This window comes from Streptomyces sp. bgisy130 (assembly GCF_057708345.1).
This window is the reverse complement of record NZ_JBYISA010000077.1, coordinates 1-12,855: the sequence shown is the minus strand read 5'-3', so window position 1 is coordinate 12,855 and position 12,855 is coordinate 1. Positions and strand designations below refer to the sequence as shown.

13 protein-coding genes are annotated in these 12,855 nt (G+C 72.6%); 7 read left to right on the top strand and 6 right to left on the bottom strand.

Annotated elements, in window-relative coordinates; translation table 11 throughout:
- Window positions 1-285, top strand: a 285-nt coding sequence (locus AC3EUV_RS37615; protein WP_435604846.1) for a hypothetical protein, incomplete at its 5' end; no start/stop codon positions are given.
- 111 nt (window positions 286-396) lie between these two features.
- Here AC3EUV_RS37615 and AC3EUV_RS37610 read toward each other — a convergent pair.
- The 3 genes from AC3EUV_RS37610 to AC3EUV_RS37600 are packed head-to-tail and all read right to left on the bottom strand — an operon-like array spanning window position 397 to window position 3,778.
- Window positions 397-1,278, bottom strand: coding sequence for an SDR family oxidoreductase (locus AC3EUV_RS37610; RefSeq protein ID WP_432145058.1), 882 nt, complete (start codon window positions 1,276-1,278; stop codon window positions 397-399).
- A complete protein-coding gene (locus tag AC3EUV_RS37605) occupies window positions 1,275-2,258 on the bottom strand; it encodes an alpha/beta fold hydrolase (protein ID WP_432145057.1) in 984 nt (327 codons plus the stop codon). The genes AC3EUV_RS37610 and AC3EUV_RS37605 overlap by 4 nt, the downstream gene beginning before the upstream one ends.
- The gene (locus tag AC3EUV_RS37600) at window positions 2,255-3,778 is read right to left on the bottom strand and encodes a flavin-containing monooxygenase (protein WP_432145056.1); all 1,524 of its coding nucleotides are present in this window, start codon (window positions 3,776-3,778) and stop codon (window positions 2,255-2,257) included. The genes AC3EUV_RS37605 and AC3EUV_RS37600 overlap by 4 nt, the downstream gene beginning before the upstream one ends.
- Window positions 3,779-3,998: 220 nt before the next feature.
- Here AC3EUV_RS37600 and AC3EUV_RS37595 point away from each other — a divergent pair, with 220 nt between their 5' ends.
- On the top strand, window positions 3,999-4,805 hold the full coding sequence (locus tag AC3EUV_RS37595) for a MerR family transcriptional regulator (RefSeq protein ID WP_432145055.1): 807 nt from the start codon (window positions 3,999-4,001) through the stop codon (window positions 4,803-4,805).
- Between the two features lie 25 nt (window positions 4,806-4,830).
- Here AC3EUV_RS37595 and AC3EUV_RS37590 read toward each other — a convergent pair whose 3' ends face one another.
- A complete protein-coding gene (locus tag AC3EUV_RS37590; protein WP_435604845.1) occupies window positions 4,831-6,780 on the bottom strand; it encodes an AfsR/SARP family transcriptional regulator in 1,950 nt (649 codons plus the stop codon).
- Between the two features lie 369 nt (window positions 6,781-7,149).
- On the opposite strand from AC3EUV_RS37590, the gene AC3EUV_RS37585 reads away from it, so the two are divergent.
- Window positions 7,150-7,653 (top strand): stress protein, encoded by a 504-nt coding sequence (locus AC3EUV_RS37585; RefSeq protein ID WP_432145053.1) that lies wholly within the window; start codon window positions 7,150-7,152, stop codon window positions 7,651-7,653.
- 150 nt (window positions 7,654-7,803) lie between these two features.
- Here the strand turns inward: AC3EUV_RS37585 and AC3EUV_RS37580 are convergent, their stop codons facing one another.
- Together AC3EUV_RS37580 and AC3EUV_RS37575 are read right to left on the bottom strand one after the other, a co-directional pair.
- Window positions 7,804-8,568: a DUF6333 family protein gene (locus AC3EUV_RS37580; RefSeq protein WP_432145052.1), complete on the bottom strand. Its 765-nt coding sequence runs from the start codon at window positions 8,566-8,568 to the stop codon at window positions 7,804-7,806.
- Between the two features lie 99 nt (window positions 8,569-8,667).
- Window positions 8,668-9,471 carry an exodeoxyribonuclease III gene (locus AC3EUV_RS37575; RefSeq protein ID WP_432145051.1) on the bottom strand — a complete coding sequence of 268 codons (804 nt, stop codon included), beginning with the start codon at window positions 9,469-9,471 and terminating at the stop codon, window positions 8,668-8,670.
- A gap of 142 nt (window positions 9,472-9,613) precedes the next feature.
- Between AC3EUV_RS37575 and AC3EUV_RS37570 the strand changes: the two genes are divergently transcribed.
- The 4 genes from AC3EUV_RS37570 to AC3EUV_RS37555 all read left to right on the top strand — a co-directional run bounded on the left by AC3EUV_RS37570 (window position 9,614) and on the right by AC3EUV_RS37555 (window position 12,770).
- A complete protein-coding gene (locus AC3EUV_RS37570; RefSeq protein ID WP_435604844.1) occupies window positions 9,614-10,099 on the top strand; it encodes a GNAT family N-acetyltransferase in 486 nt (161 codons plus the stop codon).
- Between the two features lie 139 nt (window positions 10,100-10,238).
- Window positions 10,239-11,168, top strand: coding sequence for an ABC transporter ATP-binding protein (locus AC3EUV_RS37565; protein WP_432145049.1), 930 nt, complete (start codon window positions 10,239-10,241; stop codon window positions 11,166-11,168).
- A complete protein-coding gene (locus AC3EUV_RS37560) occupies window positions 11,165-12,196 on the top strand; it encodes an ABC transporter permease (protein WP_435604843.1) in 1,032 nt (343 codons plus the stop codon). Before AC3EUV_RS37565 ends, AC3EUV_RS37560 begins: the two co-directional genes overlap by 4 nt.
- A 178-nt stretch (window positions 12,197-12,374) precedes the next feature.
- Window positions 12,375-12,770, top strand: coding sequence for a GntR family transcriptional regulator (locus tag AC3EUV_RS37555; RefSeq protein WP_432145047.1), 396 nt, complete (start codon window positions 12,375-12,377; stop codon window positions 12,768-12,770).
- Window positions 12,771-12,855 lie beyond the last annotated feature (85 nt).

The window sequence follows — 12,855 nt, the reverse complement described above, 5'->3', positions numbered from 1 at the left end:
GGACGAGCCATGTCAGCTCTGGAAGCGGCCCTCGGCGGCGTCCATCGCATCCTGGGCCGGGCGGCGGCCCTGCTGGCGGTCACGGGGCTGCTGGCCACGGTCCTGGCCGCCCTGGCGCCGGTCGCTCTCCCGCTCGGGGCGCTGACCGCCACGCTCCTGGTCCTGGCGCTGACCGCGCTCGTGACCCTGCTCGCGAGAGTCGCTCCTGGCCTTCTGCGCCTGGTCCTTCAGCTCATTGGCCTTGTCCTGGAACTGGTCCTTGATGCCCATGCTGTTCACTCCTAGTGGGGTGTAAGGGGGGTTTGGCCCCGATTCAGCGTGACACGCCCGGACATTCGTCGCATTTCGATCACGGTTGACTACGTTCCGTGAGGATCGCCGGTCATCGGCGGCCGCTCACCGGTCCGCCCGCGCCTTCTCGTCGGCCTCGCCGCCGGCGCCCAGCAGACCGATCCGCCGCCCGTCCAGCCGGTCCCCGAAGCGCCGCACCTCCCGCTGGCCCACCGTCCCGATGAGCGCGGGCAGATATCCCCGGACCGACTGCATCCCGCGCAGCCACCACTGCCCGTAGACATGCGCCGAGCGGCGCTCGATGCCCGCGACGATCCGGTCGACGGCGGGGCCCAGCGGATAGGTCTTGTTCGACGGCCAGGGCAGCCGGGAGCGCAGCTCGCGCATCACGTCGTCCTGGTCGGCGCCCCGCACCATGTCGGTGTCCGTCCAGCTCAGATAGCCGACGCCGACCCGTACGCCCCGGTGGCCGACCTCGGCGCGCAGGCTGTGCGCGAACGCCTCGACGCCCGACTTGGACGCGCAGTACGCGGTCATCATCGGCGCCGGGGTGATCGCGGCCAGCGAGGCGATCTGGAGGAAGTAGCCGCGGGACGCCGTGAGAAGGGGCAGGAAGGCCCGGCCGGTGACCGCGCCCCCGATGAGGTTGACCTCGATGACCCGCTTCCAGGCGACCGGGTCGGAGTCGGCGAACGGGCCGCCGGTCGCCACCCCGGCATTGGCGACGACCACATCGACCTTCCCGAAGCGGTCCTTGACCTCGCCCGCCACCCGGGCCATCGCCTCGTGGTCGGTGACATCGGCGTGCCAGTGGTGCGCCGGGCCGTGCAGCGCGGCCGCCACGGCGCGCAGCTCGTCCGGCTCCAGGCCGACCAGCGCCGGCGTCGCACCGCGCGCCGACAGCTTGCGGGCCAGCAGCGCACCGACACCGCGCGCCGCGCCGGTCACCACCACGACCTGCCCGGCCAGACTCCTGCTCGCCCTCATACCGTCTTCTCCTTCTTCTGCCGCGTGCCAGGGGGGACTTCGGCGGTCGCGGCCGCCGTGCTGCCGGGGCTCCGCAGATGGTCCTGTACGAGGGCGCGCAGCCGCCCGGCGACCGCGCCGGGGTCCTCGACCGGCGTCATGTGGCCCAGGCCCGGCAGCTCGGTCAGCCCGCGGAAGTCGGGCAGGACGGAGGCCAGCCGGCGGGCCTGCACCGGCGGGGTGAGCCGGTCGGCGGTGCCCGCGAGGACCGCGGTCGGCAGCTCCAGCCGGGCGGCGCCACCGGTCAGTTCGAGGCCGTCCAGCACCGTGCCCCAGCGGGCCCGTACGGCGGCCGGGCAGCCGTGCACGATGCGGGCGCATGCCTCGATCTGCTCGGCGGTGGCGCCCGGCCCCATCGTGGCGTACTTCAGGGCGCGCCGGGTGAGCGGCGATACGGGGCCGAGCGGGGCCCGTGAGCGCAGCATCAGCCGGTGCGCGCGCCGCCGGCCCTGCGGGCTGCGCAGCGGGAACACCCGTGATTCGGCGGGCAGATCGGCGCTGCCGGTGCTGCACAGCAGCGCGGCCGCGGCCCGCTCGCGCAGCTGGGGCCGCTCGGCGGCGGCCATGATCGTCATGCCGCCCATGGAGTGGCCGCCCAGCACGGCGCGTTCGCCCGCCGCCAGGGTCGCCTCCAGTACGGCGATCAGGTCGTCGGCGAGGGCATGGGTGCTGTGGCCCGCCGGGCCGGCGGCGGGGCTGCGGCCGTGGCCGCGCTGGTCGTAGACGACGACCTTGTGGTCGGTGGCCAGCTCGCGGACGACCGGGGCCCAGAAGGCGGTCGAGCAGGTCCAGCCGTGCGCGAGGACGACGGCGGGGGCGGACTCGGGGCCATGGATCTCGGCGTACAGCCGGGCGCCGTCGGCCGAGGTGACGGTCCGGGCCGTACGCGGCACCGGCGGGGCGTACGGCCCGCTGGTGACATGGGCGGGGCGGCGGCTCATGCGGCCACCTCCGCACGCTCGCCGGTGCTGCGGCCCGCGGGCTTCGGTGGCCGCAGCACCTCGTACTCCGCGAGGTCGACCTGCCGGGTGACCTTCTTGAACTCCCCGGTCGTGCCCGGCCAGACGGTGGTGTTGCGGCCGTCGGCGTCCAGGTACCAGCTGTCGCAGCCACCGGTGTTCCACACCGTGCGGGTCATCCGCTGCTGGACCTTGCGGTTCCAGTCCTGGACGGCGGACGGCCGGGCATCGAGCGCGATCTTCCCGCCGAGGACGTCCAGCTGGCGCATGAAGTCGGCCAGGTAGTTCAGCTGCGCCTCGATCATCAGGATCATCGAGCTGTTCCCGAGGCCGGTGTTGGGCCCGATGATGGTGAGGAAGTTGGGGAAGCCGGCCGCGCTGGCGCCGCGCAGCGCCTCCATGCCGTCCTTCCACTCCTCGGCCAGCGTCGTCCCGTGGGCACCCGTGACGCGGTGCGCTATCGGCATATCGGTCACATGGAAGCCGGTGCCGAAGACGATCGCGTCGGCCTCGGCCTCGCTCCCGTCGGAGCCGACGAGGGTGCTGCCGCGGACCTCCGCCAGCCCCGCGGCGACCAGGTCCACATTCGGCTGCGCCAGGGCCGGGTAGTAGGTGTTGGAGAGCAGGATGCGCTTGCAGCCGATGCGGTAGTCAGGGGTCAGCGCGGCCCGCAGCGCCGGGTCCTTGATGGCCTTCTTCATATGGTTCCGGGCCAGGAACTCGATCAGGCCCAGCTCATCGGGCCGCTTGGTGAAGGCGCTGACCTGCATTTCCCGCAGGCCCCACAGCAGCCCGCGGCGCGCGGCCCGGGTCGCCGGGACCTTGGTGTGCAGCCATTTCTCGGCCGCGCTGATCTTGCGGTCGGCGCGCGGCAGCACCCAGGGCGGGGTGCGCTGGAAGAGCGTGAGGCGCTGCACGTCCGGCTGGATGGCGGGCACGATCTGGATCGCCGAGGCGCCCGTACCGATCATGGCGACGCGTTTGCCGCGCAGGTCGTAGTCGTGGTCCCAGCGGGCGGAGTGCGAGACCTTGCCGGGGAAGGTGTCCAGCCCCGGAATGCCGGGCACCTTGGGGTCCGACAGCGGTCCGGTCGCCGACACCACCACATCGGCGGTCAGCGGTCCGCTCGCGGTCTCCAGCTCCCAGTGCAGCGCGTCCCCGTTCCACCGCAGGGCGCGCACCTCCGAGTGGAAGCGGAGGTGCGGGCGCAGCCCGAAGGTGTCGGTGACCCGCTCCAGGTACGCGCGGATATGCGGCTGCCCGGAGAAGTTGCGCGGCCACTCCGGGTTGGGCGCGAAGGAGAAGGAGTACAGGTGCGAGGGCACATCGCACGCACATCCCGGATAGCTGTTGTCCCGCCAGGTGCCGCCCACCGCACCGGCCCGTTCCAGGACCACGAAGTCGGTGATTCCCTGGCGCCGCAGCCGGACCGCCGCCCCCAGACCACCGAAACCCGATCCAATCACCGCAACCCGCACATGCCCGCGCTCGCGCCCGTCCATCCCGCCGCCTCCCGAGTTCGACGTTCTTCCCTGCCATCTTCGGTGCCATGACCTTCGGGCGTCACAGCCGCCCGGCCAACCACGCCAGCAATCACTGGCGCAATGGGAGAGTAGGGCAGCCGCGTACCGAGCGGTAGGGGGCGGACGGCAGGAAGTTACCGCCGGTCGCACGCCGGTCGTACGCCGGACCCGCGTCACACCCCCGGCATAGGCTGAGTGCGTGGCAGCGAACGAGAACACCCACGACGAGCGGCCGGAGCCCGCCGGCCACCACCCCGCACGCGAATTCCGCATGGCCGACCTGGCCGGGGAAGCCGGCATCACGGTCCGTACGCTGCGCTTCTACCGCGAGCGCAAGCTCATCCCGCCGCCGCGCCGCGAGGGCCGGATCGCCTGGTACAATGAGCACCACCTCGCCCGGCTGCGCACCATCGGCGCCCTCCTGGAGCGCGGCCACACCCTCGGCGGCATCGCCGAGCTCCTCTCGGCCTTCGACACCGGCCGCGATGTGGGCGAACTCCTCGGCCTGGAGAACCCCCTGGTCCCGCCCTGGTCCGAGGAGACCCCGGTCCGCCTCACCCCCGAGGAACTCGCCGACCACTTCAGCGAGGACATCACCGCCGAGAACCTCAGCACATCCCTGGACCTCGGCTATCTCGCCGTCGACGGCGACGAGTTCGTCCACATCAGCCGCCGCCTCCTGGACGCCTCCACCGAACTCGTCCACCAGGGCATCCCGTTGGCCGCCGTCCTGGAAGCCGGCCGCCGGGTACGCGCGCACGCCGACGCCCTCGCCGATGTCTTCACCGACCTCATCCGCACCCACCTCCTCTCCGACGTCCTCGGCCGCATCGCGGCGTGCGAGGACGTCAGCCCCCAGGAGGTCGACCACATCGGCGAGACCATCGAAAAGCTCCGCCCGCTCTCCAAGGGCGTGGTCGAGGCCGAGCTCTCCATGGCCATGGACCGCCGCGTCCGGGCGGAGCTGGCGCAGTGGCGGCGCGAGGCGGGAGCGGAGGAGAAGTGACCGCGGGCCGCCGGGCGGCCGCGGCTCAGCAGCGCCCCGGCCCGTACCGTGCCGTGTGGTCGCGCAGCCGCTGCCGGGCCAGGTCCCGCTCGGTCGGTGTCTCCTCGACCGCGACGCGCTGCTCGGCATAGATGCGCACCAGGTCGGTCCGTACGTAGGACCCCTGCGCCTGCTCCTCGACCAGGTGCGCGTCCCCCAGTTCGGCGAGGTGGCGGTGGGTGCGTTCCGGATCGCGGCCGGCCAGTGCCACGGCGGTGGGCACGTCCACGTCCGGGCCGGGGTGCAGCCCGAGCAGGCGGAACAGCCGGGCGGCCCCGCTCGACAGCGCGCGATAGCTGAGATAGAGGCTGGCCTCCACCGCCAGATCGGCGTCGTGCGCGGACAGTTCCCGGAGCCGGCGCCGCTCATCGGCCAGCTTCGCCGTCCAGTGGCCCAGCGACCAGTCGGGGTGCGCCATCAGCCGGGCGGCGGCGATCCGCAGCGCCAGCGGCAGCCTGTCGCACCGCTCGACGAGCGCCCGCGCGGCGTCCCGGTCCGCCGCGACCCGGGACCGGCCCAGCGCGTTGCCCAGCAGCTCCAGGGCGTCCTCCGCGGTGAACGGCCCCACCGTGAGCAGGGCCGCCCCGTCGCGGACCACCAGCCCGCTCAGCCGCCGCCGGCTGGTCACCACCGCCAGACAGCCCGGCGTCGCGGGCAGCAGCGGGCGCGCCTGCTCGGCCGTGCCGGCGTTGTCCAGCACGACGAGCATCCGCCGGCCGGCGAGCAGTGCGCGGTACAGCGCCGAGCGCTCCGCCAGGGGTTCGGGGATCCGCGCCTCCGGCACCCCCAACGCCCGCAGGAACATGGCCAGTACGGTGGCCGGCCGCATCGGGGGACGCTCGAAGCCCCGCAGGTCGGCGAAGAGCTGCCCGTCGGGGAACTCGTCCTTGTGGGAGTGCGCCCAGTGCACCGCCAGCGTGGTCTTGCCGGTCCCGCCGGCGCCCGTGAGCACCACACAGTCCGGCCGCGGCAGCCGGTCCAGCTGCTGGTCCAGCGCGACGGTCTCCCGCACCCGGCCGCAGAAGTCGGCTATACGGGGCGGGAGTTGGGCCACGGCCGGGGGCGGAGCCGGCGGGTGGCCGGAGCCGTACGGGTCGGTGGGGCCGTACGGGGCGGCGGTGCCGGAAGCCGGGCCGGGGCCGGAGCGCGGACGGGGGGCGGAGCCCGGGCCGGGGCCGGATCCCGGACGAGGGCCGGAACCGGGGCCGTGGCCGGCCGATGTGCGACCGGCGAACGGCGGGGCGCCCGCGGGCTTCCCGTCCAGCACCGCCAGATAGGTCTCACGGAGGGCCGGGCCGGGATCGATGCCCAACTGGTCCTTCAGGTGCCGTCGGGTGCGGTGAAAGTGGTCGAGGGCCTCGGCCTGTCTGCCGCTCGCCTGAAGCGCGCGCATCAGCAGCGCGGTCAGCTCCTCGTGCAGGGGGTGCTCCGCGAGCCAGGCCATCAACTCCGTGATCAGCTCCCCGTACCGGCCGAGCAACAGCAGCCTGGCGCCGAGCTCCTGGAGCGCCGCCACCCTCGCCTGGGTCAGCCCGGCACCCAGCGCCCGCCGCACCCGTTCGCCGGGCACATCTGCCAGCGCCTCGCCCCGCCACAGCCCGAGGGCCTGGCGCAGCTTCGCGACGGCGGTCCGCGGCTCGGCCTCGTGGGCACCCGACACCAGATACCGGAACCGGTTGACGTCCACCGCACACGGATCGGCGAGCAGCGCATACCCCTGGCCGCGGGTGGCGATCTCGGCCTGGCCGACCAACAGCCGCCGCAGGCGGTGCACATGGTTGTGGACCACACCTCTCGCTCTGGCCGGCGGGTCCGTGTCCCAGGCCAGGTCGATCATTCTGCCGACCGGGATCACCTGATTGACCTCGCTGATCAGAATCGCGGCCACGGTGCGCAGGCGGCCCGTTCCGAGGCTCAGCAGTCGCCCATTGTTCACCTCAATTTCAACCGGCCCTAGTAGCCGCAACTGAACCATTGTGACCTCGATTTCACGCCGCCGGTGCAGGCACGGCAAATCGCCTCTTTTTCCAGAAAGACCGCCGTTGGGAACCGGAGGTTCCGTTTGCCTCGGATTCCTCTCACTATGTGGACACCGTCAGCGAATTGACGAAATGTCAATGAAAAACGCGGGCCACCGGCGAAGACCATGATCACGATGTGAGCGGATCATGAGCGTCGCCTTGAAACATCACTTCCGTGCCGGTGACCGCCGCTTTCCCCCGCGGCCGTCCGGGCCACCTCTCCGGCCCCCTCCACCCGCACGGGGGCCGGGGAGGCCTGCCATCCGTACCCATGGAGGAGAACCATGTCCAAGAAGAACCTCGTGAAGAAGAGCCTGGCCACCGCGGCCCTGTGCGCCGCCCTGGCCGGCACGGCCGTCGCCTTCCCGGCGACCGCGTCGGCGGCTCCCGCCGCCGCGGCGGGCGAGTCGCCGGTCAGCGTCGGTGCCAACGCGAACCTCAACATGAACGTCGACGTGCTCGGCATCGCGAACAAGATCGAGGCGTCGATCAAGACCGCGCAGAACCGTGAGGGCTTCGTCAAGAGCTTCATGGAGTCGGCGTTCTACGCGGCCGGCGGCAAGTACAACGTCATGGTCCACAACCTGAGCCAGCCCTACGAGGACCACTTCAACGGTGTGCAGTCCTTCGGCACCGCCACCTATGACGGTGTCGTCTACGGCATCTGGGTCTTCGAGGACGGCGAGTTCACGAACCAGGGCGACGGCGGCTACATCAACTGGGCCTTCCGCGGCGTCTGGGAGCGTCCCGACAACGGCGGCTACGTGAAGTTCTCCCGCGTCTCCTGACGCAGCGGTCGCACCCCCCAGCTTGACGGCCCGCCGGAATCCCCGGCGGGCCGTTTTGCTGCCCGCGGCGGGAATTCCCCGGCGCCCCCGCACACGGGAATGCCCGGCGGAATCAGACGTCTGCGGAAAGCGGGCCCGCGTGAGACCGGTTCACCCGAGCCACACCTCGGCCAGGTCACCCTCGGCGCTTTCCGAGCGCCGGACCCGGAAAAGGGACGCCCGCAGGTCCTGTTGGGCACTCCAGTCGATGCCGGCGAAGCCGCCGACGAAGAAGCCGGTGTAGCGGTCCCAGTCACACCAGTCGATGTTGTCGGGTTCATCGGGGTCGGTGTACGTGTCCCGTACCGTCGCGGGATCGATCCCGATGACCCGCAGCATGCCCTCCGGGTCACCGGTGATCTCCAGACCCTCGGCGTCGATCCACCCGCTGACGTCCAGCCGATGCCCCCCGGGCAGGTCCACCACGTGCTGACAGTAGGTGAGCCCGTAATCCATGGACACCGTCCCGACGATCCGGGCCTCCGGATGCAGCGCGCGCTGCCCACCGGTCTCCCGGTCCATCCCGCACCCCATGCCGTAGTCACCCAGCGCCGGGTCGCTGATCCACACGGTGTCGCCCCAGCAGCCGACCGCGACATAGTCGAGGTCGGCCCGCATCTCCGGCTCCTCCAGGTCTTCCGTCCGGCGGACCGGCAGCTCCTCCAGGACCGCGTCGACGGTGCCCAGCGACTCGACGACGCGGCGGGCGCGCACCGGGTCGTGCGGCTCCGGAGTCCACGGACCGGCGGCCCCCGCGGGCTCGCGGAACGGGGGGAAGGTCAGGGTCAGCAGGGTGGTGCTGCCCCGCCACGCGCGGACGAGATCGGGGTGGTCGACCCAGGCCCCGTCGTAGGTATCGGCCTCTGTGTATCCCATGATCCGGACCATAACTGCGGCCACTGACAACGCAGTTGGTCCCGCGGACCGGCCACCTCCGGCTCACGGCTCCCGGAGTCCGTACGGTCCGCCCGCGGCCTACCGGTCGAAGACGGCCGTCACGGGTGCGTGGTCGCTCCACCGCTGGTCATGGCTGGCCGCCCGCTCCACATACGCCTTCACCGCACGCGCGGCGAGACCGGGAGTGGCCATGGCGTAGTCGATCCGCCAGCCCGCGTCGTTGTCGAAGGCGCGGCCCCGGTACGACCACCACGAGTACGGGCCCTCGGCGTCCGGGTGCAGGGCGCGGACGACGTCCACGTAGCCGCCGCGGGCCTCGTCCAGGACCTCGGTCAGCCAGGCGCGCTCCTCCGGGAGGAAACCGGCCTTCTTCCGGTTGGCCTTCCAGTTCTTCAGGTCGGCCTCCTGGTGCGCGATGTTCCAGTCACCGCACACCACCACCTCCCGGCCGTCCGCCGCGGCCCGCTTGCGCAGCCCGACCAGGTACGGCAGGAACTCCGCCATGAAGCGTTCCTTCTCGTCCTGCCGCTCCGTGCCGACCTCCCCGGAGGGGAGATAGAGGCTGGCGACGGTCACGCCGGGCAGGTCCGCCTCGACATAGCGGCCGCTGGTGTCGAATTCCGCGGAGCCGAAGCCGATCTGTACACGGTCCGGCTCCCGCCGGGTGTAGAGCGAGACGCCGGCCCGGCCCTTGGCGGCCGCCGGGGCGTGCACGGTGTACCAGCCCGCGGGCTCGCGCACCTCGTCCGGGAGCTGGGCGGTCTCGGCCCGGACCTCTTGCAGGCACAGCACATCCGCCGCGGTCTCCGCCAGCCACGGGACGAAGCCCTTCTTGGCGGCGGCGCGCAGCCCGTTCACATTCACCGAGGTCACGGTGTACACAACCCTCACCCAGCCCTTTCCCGGCCCCGTCACATCGCCTCGGGCCAGGGGTCAGGCTCCCATACCCCGGGCCCCCGGTCCGCACGGGCCGCGGCCCCCACCTCGTCGCGCCCGGCACCCGCCCGCCCGTACGCTTTCCGGAATGGAGATACGTCCCGTCCGCTATGACCACCCCGACGCGGTCGCCCTCGACGCGCTGGTGCAGCAGGAGTACGCCTGGCGCTACGGCGACGAGGGCGACATCACCCCGCTCACCCCGGAGATGTTCACCCCGCCGCACGGCACCTATCTGATCGCGTACGACGGCACCCGCCCGCTGGCCACCGGCGGATGGCGGTGCCAGGAGGACGCGGCGGAGGGGTACGCGGCCGGCGACGCCGAGATCAAGCGGATGTTCGTGCTCCCGGAGGCGCGCGGGCGGGGGCTGGCCCGGCGGATCCTGGCCGTCCTGGAGGCCGATGCCCGGGCCGCGGGGCGCTCCCGCATGGTGCTGGAGACCGGGATCAAGCAGCCGGAGGCGCTGGAGCTGTACGCCTCCAGCGGCTATGTGCTGGTCGAGAAGTTCGGTCTGTACCGGACGTACGAGGACAGCCGCTGTATGGCGAAGGCGCTGGTGGCGGAGGACTGAGGCAGCCGGGGCAGCCCGCCGCCCCGCGCGGGCGGCGGGCTGCCCCGGCCCCGTCACCCCCGACCGCCCGTTGTTGACATGTCTCCGCACCGCTCCCCATACTCATTCCACTAATCAACTAGCTAAAGGGGGGATCCGGGTGAGCGACCCGAGCCCATGGGCCATCGAGGCCGAAGGACTGGGGAAGAAGTACCTCCGCGGGTGGGCGCTGCGGGACTGCTCCTTCCGGCTCCCGGCGGGCCACATCTGCGCCCTCGTCGGCCCCAACGGCGCCGGCAAGAGCACCTTCCTGGGCACCGCGACCCGGCTGGTGCAGCCGACCACCGGCACCCTGAAGCTGTTCGGCGTCCCGGTCACCGACCCGGCCGTGCTGCCCCGGATCGCCTTCCTCGCCCAGGACAAGCCGCTCTACCCCCGCTTCACGGTCGCCGAGACGCTGCGGCTGGGCCGTGAGCTCAACCCGCGCTGGGACCAGGCGCTGGCCGAGCGGATCGTGCGGTCCGGCAAGGTGCCGCTCAGCGCCCGTATCGGCACCCTCTCGGGCGGCCAGCGCACCCGCGTCGCCTTCGCCCTCGCCTTCGGCAAGCGGCCCGAGCTGCTGCTGCTCGACGAGCCGATGTCCGACCTCGACCCGCTCGCCCGGCACGAGCTGTCCGGGCTGCTGATGGCCGAGGCCGCCGAGCACGGCACCACCGTCCTGATGTCGTCCCACATGCTCTCCGAGATCGAGGTCATGTGTGACTACCTCATCGTCCTCGCCGAGGGCCGGCTGCGGATGGCCGGCCAGACCGACGACCTGATCCCCGCCCACCTGCTGGTGACGGGCGTCGCCGAGGGGGACGACGGGGTGCCCGGAGAGCTGCGCCGGCACCACACCGTGGTCGAATCCCGGGTCTCCGGGCGGCAGTTCAGCGCCCTGATCCGCACCGGCGGGCCGCTCTCCGACAGCTGGGAGGTGCTGTCGCCGAGCATGGAGGAGGTCCTGCTGGCCTATCTGCGCTCGCCCGACGCCCCCACCCTCGTCATGGACGAGACCGGCACCGGCGGAGCGGGGGAAGCCGCGGCATGAGCACGACCCACACGTCCGGCCCGGCCGCCGGCCGCACCACCGCGGCCGAGAGGGACGGCCCGGCCGGCACGGCCGGCGGCCGCCGCGGTCCGCTGCACGGCCTGCCCTGGCTGGTCTGGCACCGGCACCGCACCGTGCTGCGCACCGTCCTGCTGGCCACCGTCGTGGGCTGCGCCGCGTTCGCCTACCAGCGCATCGGCGTACAGGACTTCCTGCACACCCACGCCACCCCGCCCGGCGGCCCCGGCGAACAGCTGGTCACCGCGTTCCAGAACAGCTACGGCTCGACGTTCAACAGCGACCTCAGCTTCATGCGTTACCTGCCCGTCGTCATCGGCGTCTTCCTCGGCGCACCGCTGATCGCGGGCGAGCAGGAGCACGGCACCCTCACGCTGGTCACCACCCAGTCGGTGAGCCGCGGCCGCTGGATCGCCGCCACGCTCGGCCTGCCGCTGGCCCTCGTGGTGCTGTGCACCACCCTGCTGTCAGCCCTCTTCACCTGGCTGTGGGCCCCGGCCCACGGGCTGATCGCGACCGGCGACTGGCTGGCGGACGGCCCCTTCGACAGCACCGGCCCCGTCCCGGTCGCCATGACGCTGCTCCTGACCTCCTGCGGGATCGCCCTCGGCATGCTGATCAAGCGGGTGGTGCCGGCCATGGCGGCCACCGCCGTCCTCGCCACGGTCGGCAACGTGCTCTGGGCCGAGCAGGTACGCCCCCGGCTCGGCACCCTGCGCAGCGTCAGCTACCCGTACGACTCCGGCAACGGCCCCCGCCTGCCGTTCGACGCCGTACGGATGGACGACTGGGTGTCCACCGCGGACGGCAAGCTCTACGGCTTCGGCACCTGCGTCTCCGGCGACAGCGAGGCATGCCGGGCCAAGCTGGGCATCGTCAACCGGGTGACCCAGTACTTCGACTACGGGCAGCTGTCCGGCATGCAGTGGCGGGGCGCGGCGCTCCTGCTGGCGCTGGCCGCCGTGGTGCTGGCGTGCGTCGTCTGGCGGGCACAACGGCGGCCGCTCTGAACGGGCAGCCGCGCGGCGGCCGATACGGGCGGGCGGCCGCGGGTCGCTCCCGTACGGGGCACGCCCCGGGCGGCGCTTTGACACCCGGGACGGCCGGCCCGATCATCAAGCGGTCGGGCGGCCCGGCCCCGGCGGCCCCCAGGACAGCACGGGCGAAAGAAGCGGAAGAAGCAGAGAGGTGGTGAGCGTCGTCGAGTTCCGGATCGACCGCCGCAGCGGTGTCGCCACCTACCTCCAGATCGTCCAACAGGTCCAGCAGGCACTGCGGTTGGGCGTCCTGGTGGAGGGCGACCGGCTGCCGACCGCCGCCCAGGTGGCCGCCACGACCAAGGTCAACCCCAATACGACCCTCAAGGCCTACCGCGAGCTGGAGCGGGAGGGCCTGGTCGAACCACGCCCCGGCCTCGGCACCTTCGTCAGCCGCACGCTCGCCCGCCCCGAGTCCGCCGCCGACGCCCTGCTCCGCGAGGAACTCCGCTCCTGGATGGACCGGGCCCGCGCCGAGGGCCTGGACCGGGAGGACGTCCAGGCGCTGGTGACCTCCGTGCTCCAGGACCGGTACCCGGACAGCTGAGCCGGCCGGGCCCGGCGCCCGCCCCCTCGAACGGCCCCGGGCGGGGGGGGGTTCTCCCCCCCCCCCCCCCCCCCCCCCCCCCCCT

Excerpts from the sequence above, each read along its gene's own strand:
- AC3EUV_RS37610 (WP_432145058.1), bottom strand. The coding sequence starts at position 1,278 with ATGAGGGCGAGCAGGAGTCTGGCCGGGCAGGTCGTGGTGGTGACCGGC.
- AC3EUV_RS37605 (WP_432145057.1), bottom strand. The coding sequence starts at position 2,258 with ATGAGCCGCCGCCCCGCCCATGTCACCAGCGGGCCGTACGCCCCGCCG.
- AC3EUV_RS37600 (WP_432145056.1), bottom strand. The coding sequence starts at position 3,778 with ATGGACGGGCGCGAGCGCGGGCATGTGCGGGTTGCGGTGATTGGATCG.
- AC3EUV_RS37585 (WP_432145053.1), top strand. The coding sequence starts at position 7,150 with ATGTCCAAGAAGAACCTCGTGAAGAAGAGCCTGGCCACCGCGGCCCTG.
- AC3EUV_RS37580 (WP_432145052.1), bottom strand. The coding sequence starts at position 8,568 with ATGGGATACACAGAGGCCGATACCTACGACGGGGCCTGGGTCGACCAC.
- AC3EUV_RS37570 (WP_435604844.1), top strand. The coding sequence starts at position 9,614 with ATGGAGATACGTCCCGTCCGCTATGACCACCCCGACGCGGTCGCCCTC.
- AC3EUV_RS37560 (WP_435604843.1), top strand. The coding sequence starts at position 11,165 with ATGAGCACGACCCACACGTCCGGCCCGGCCGCCGGCCGCACCACCGCG.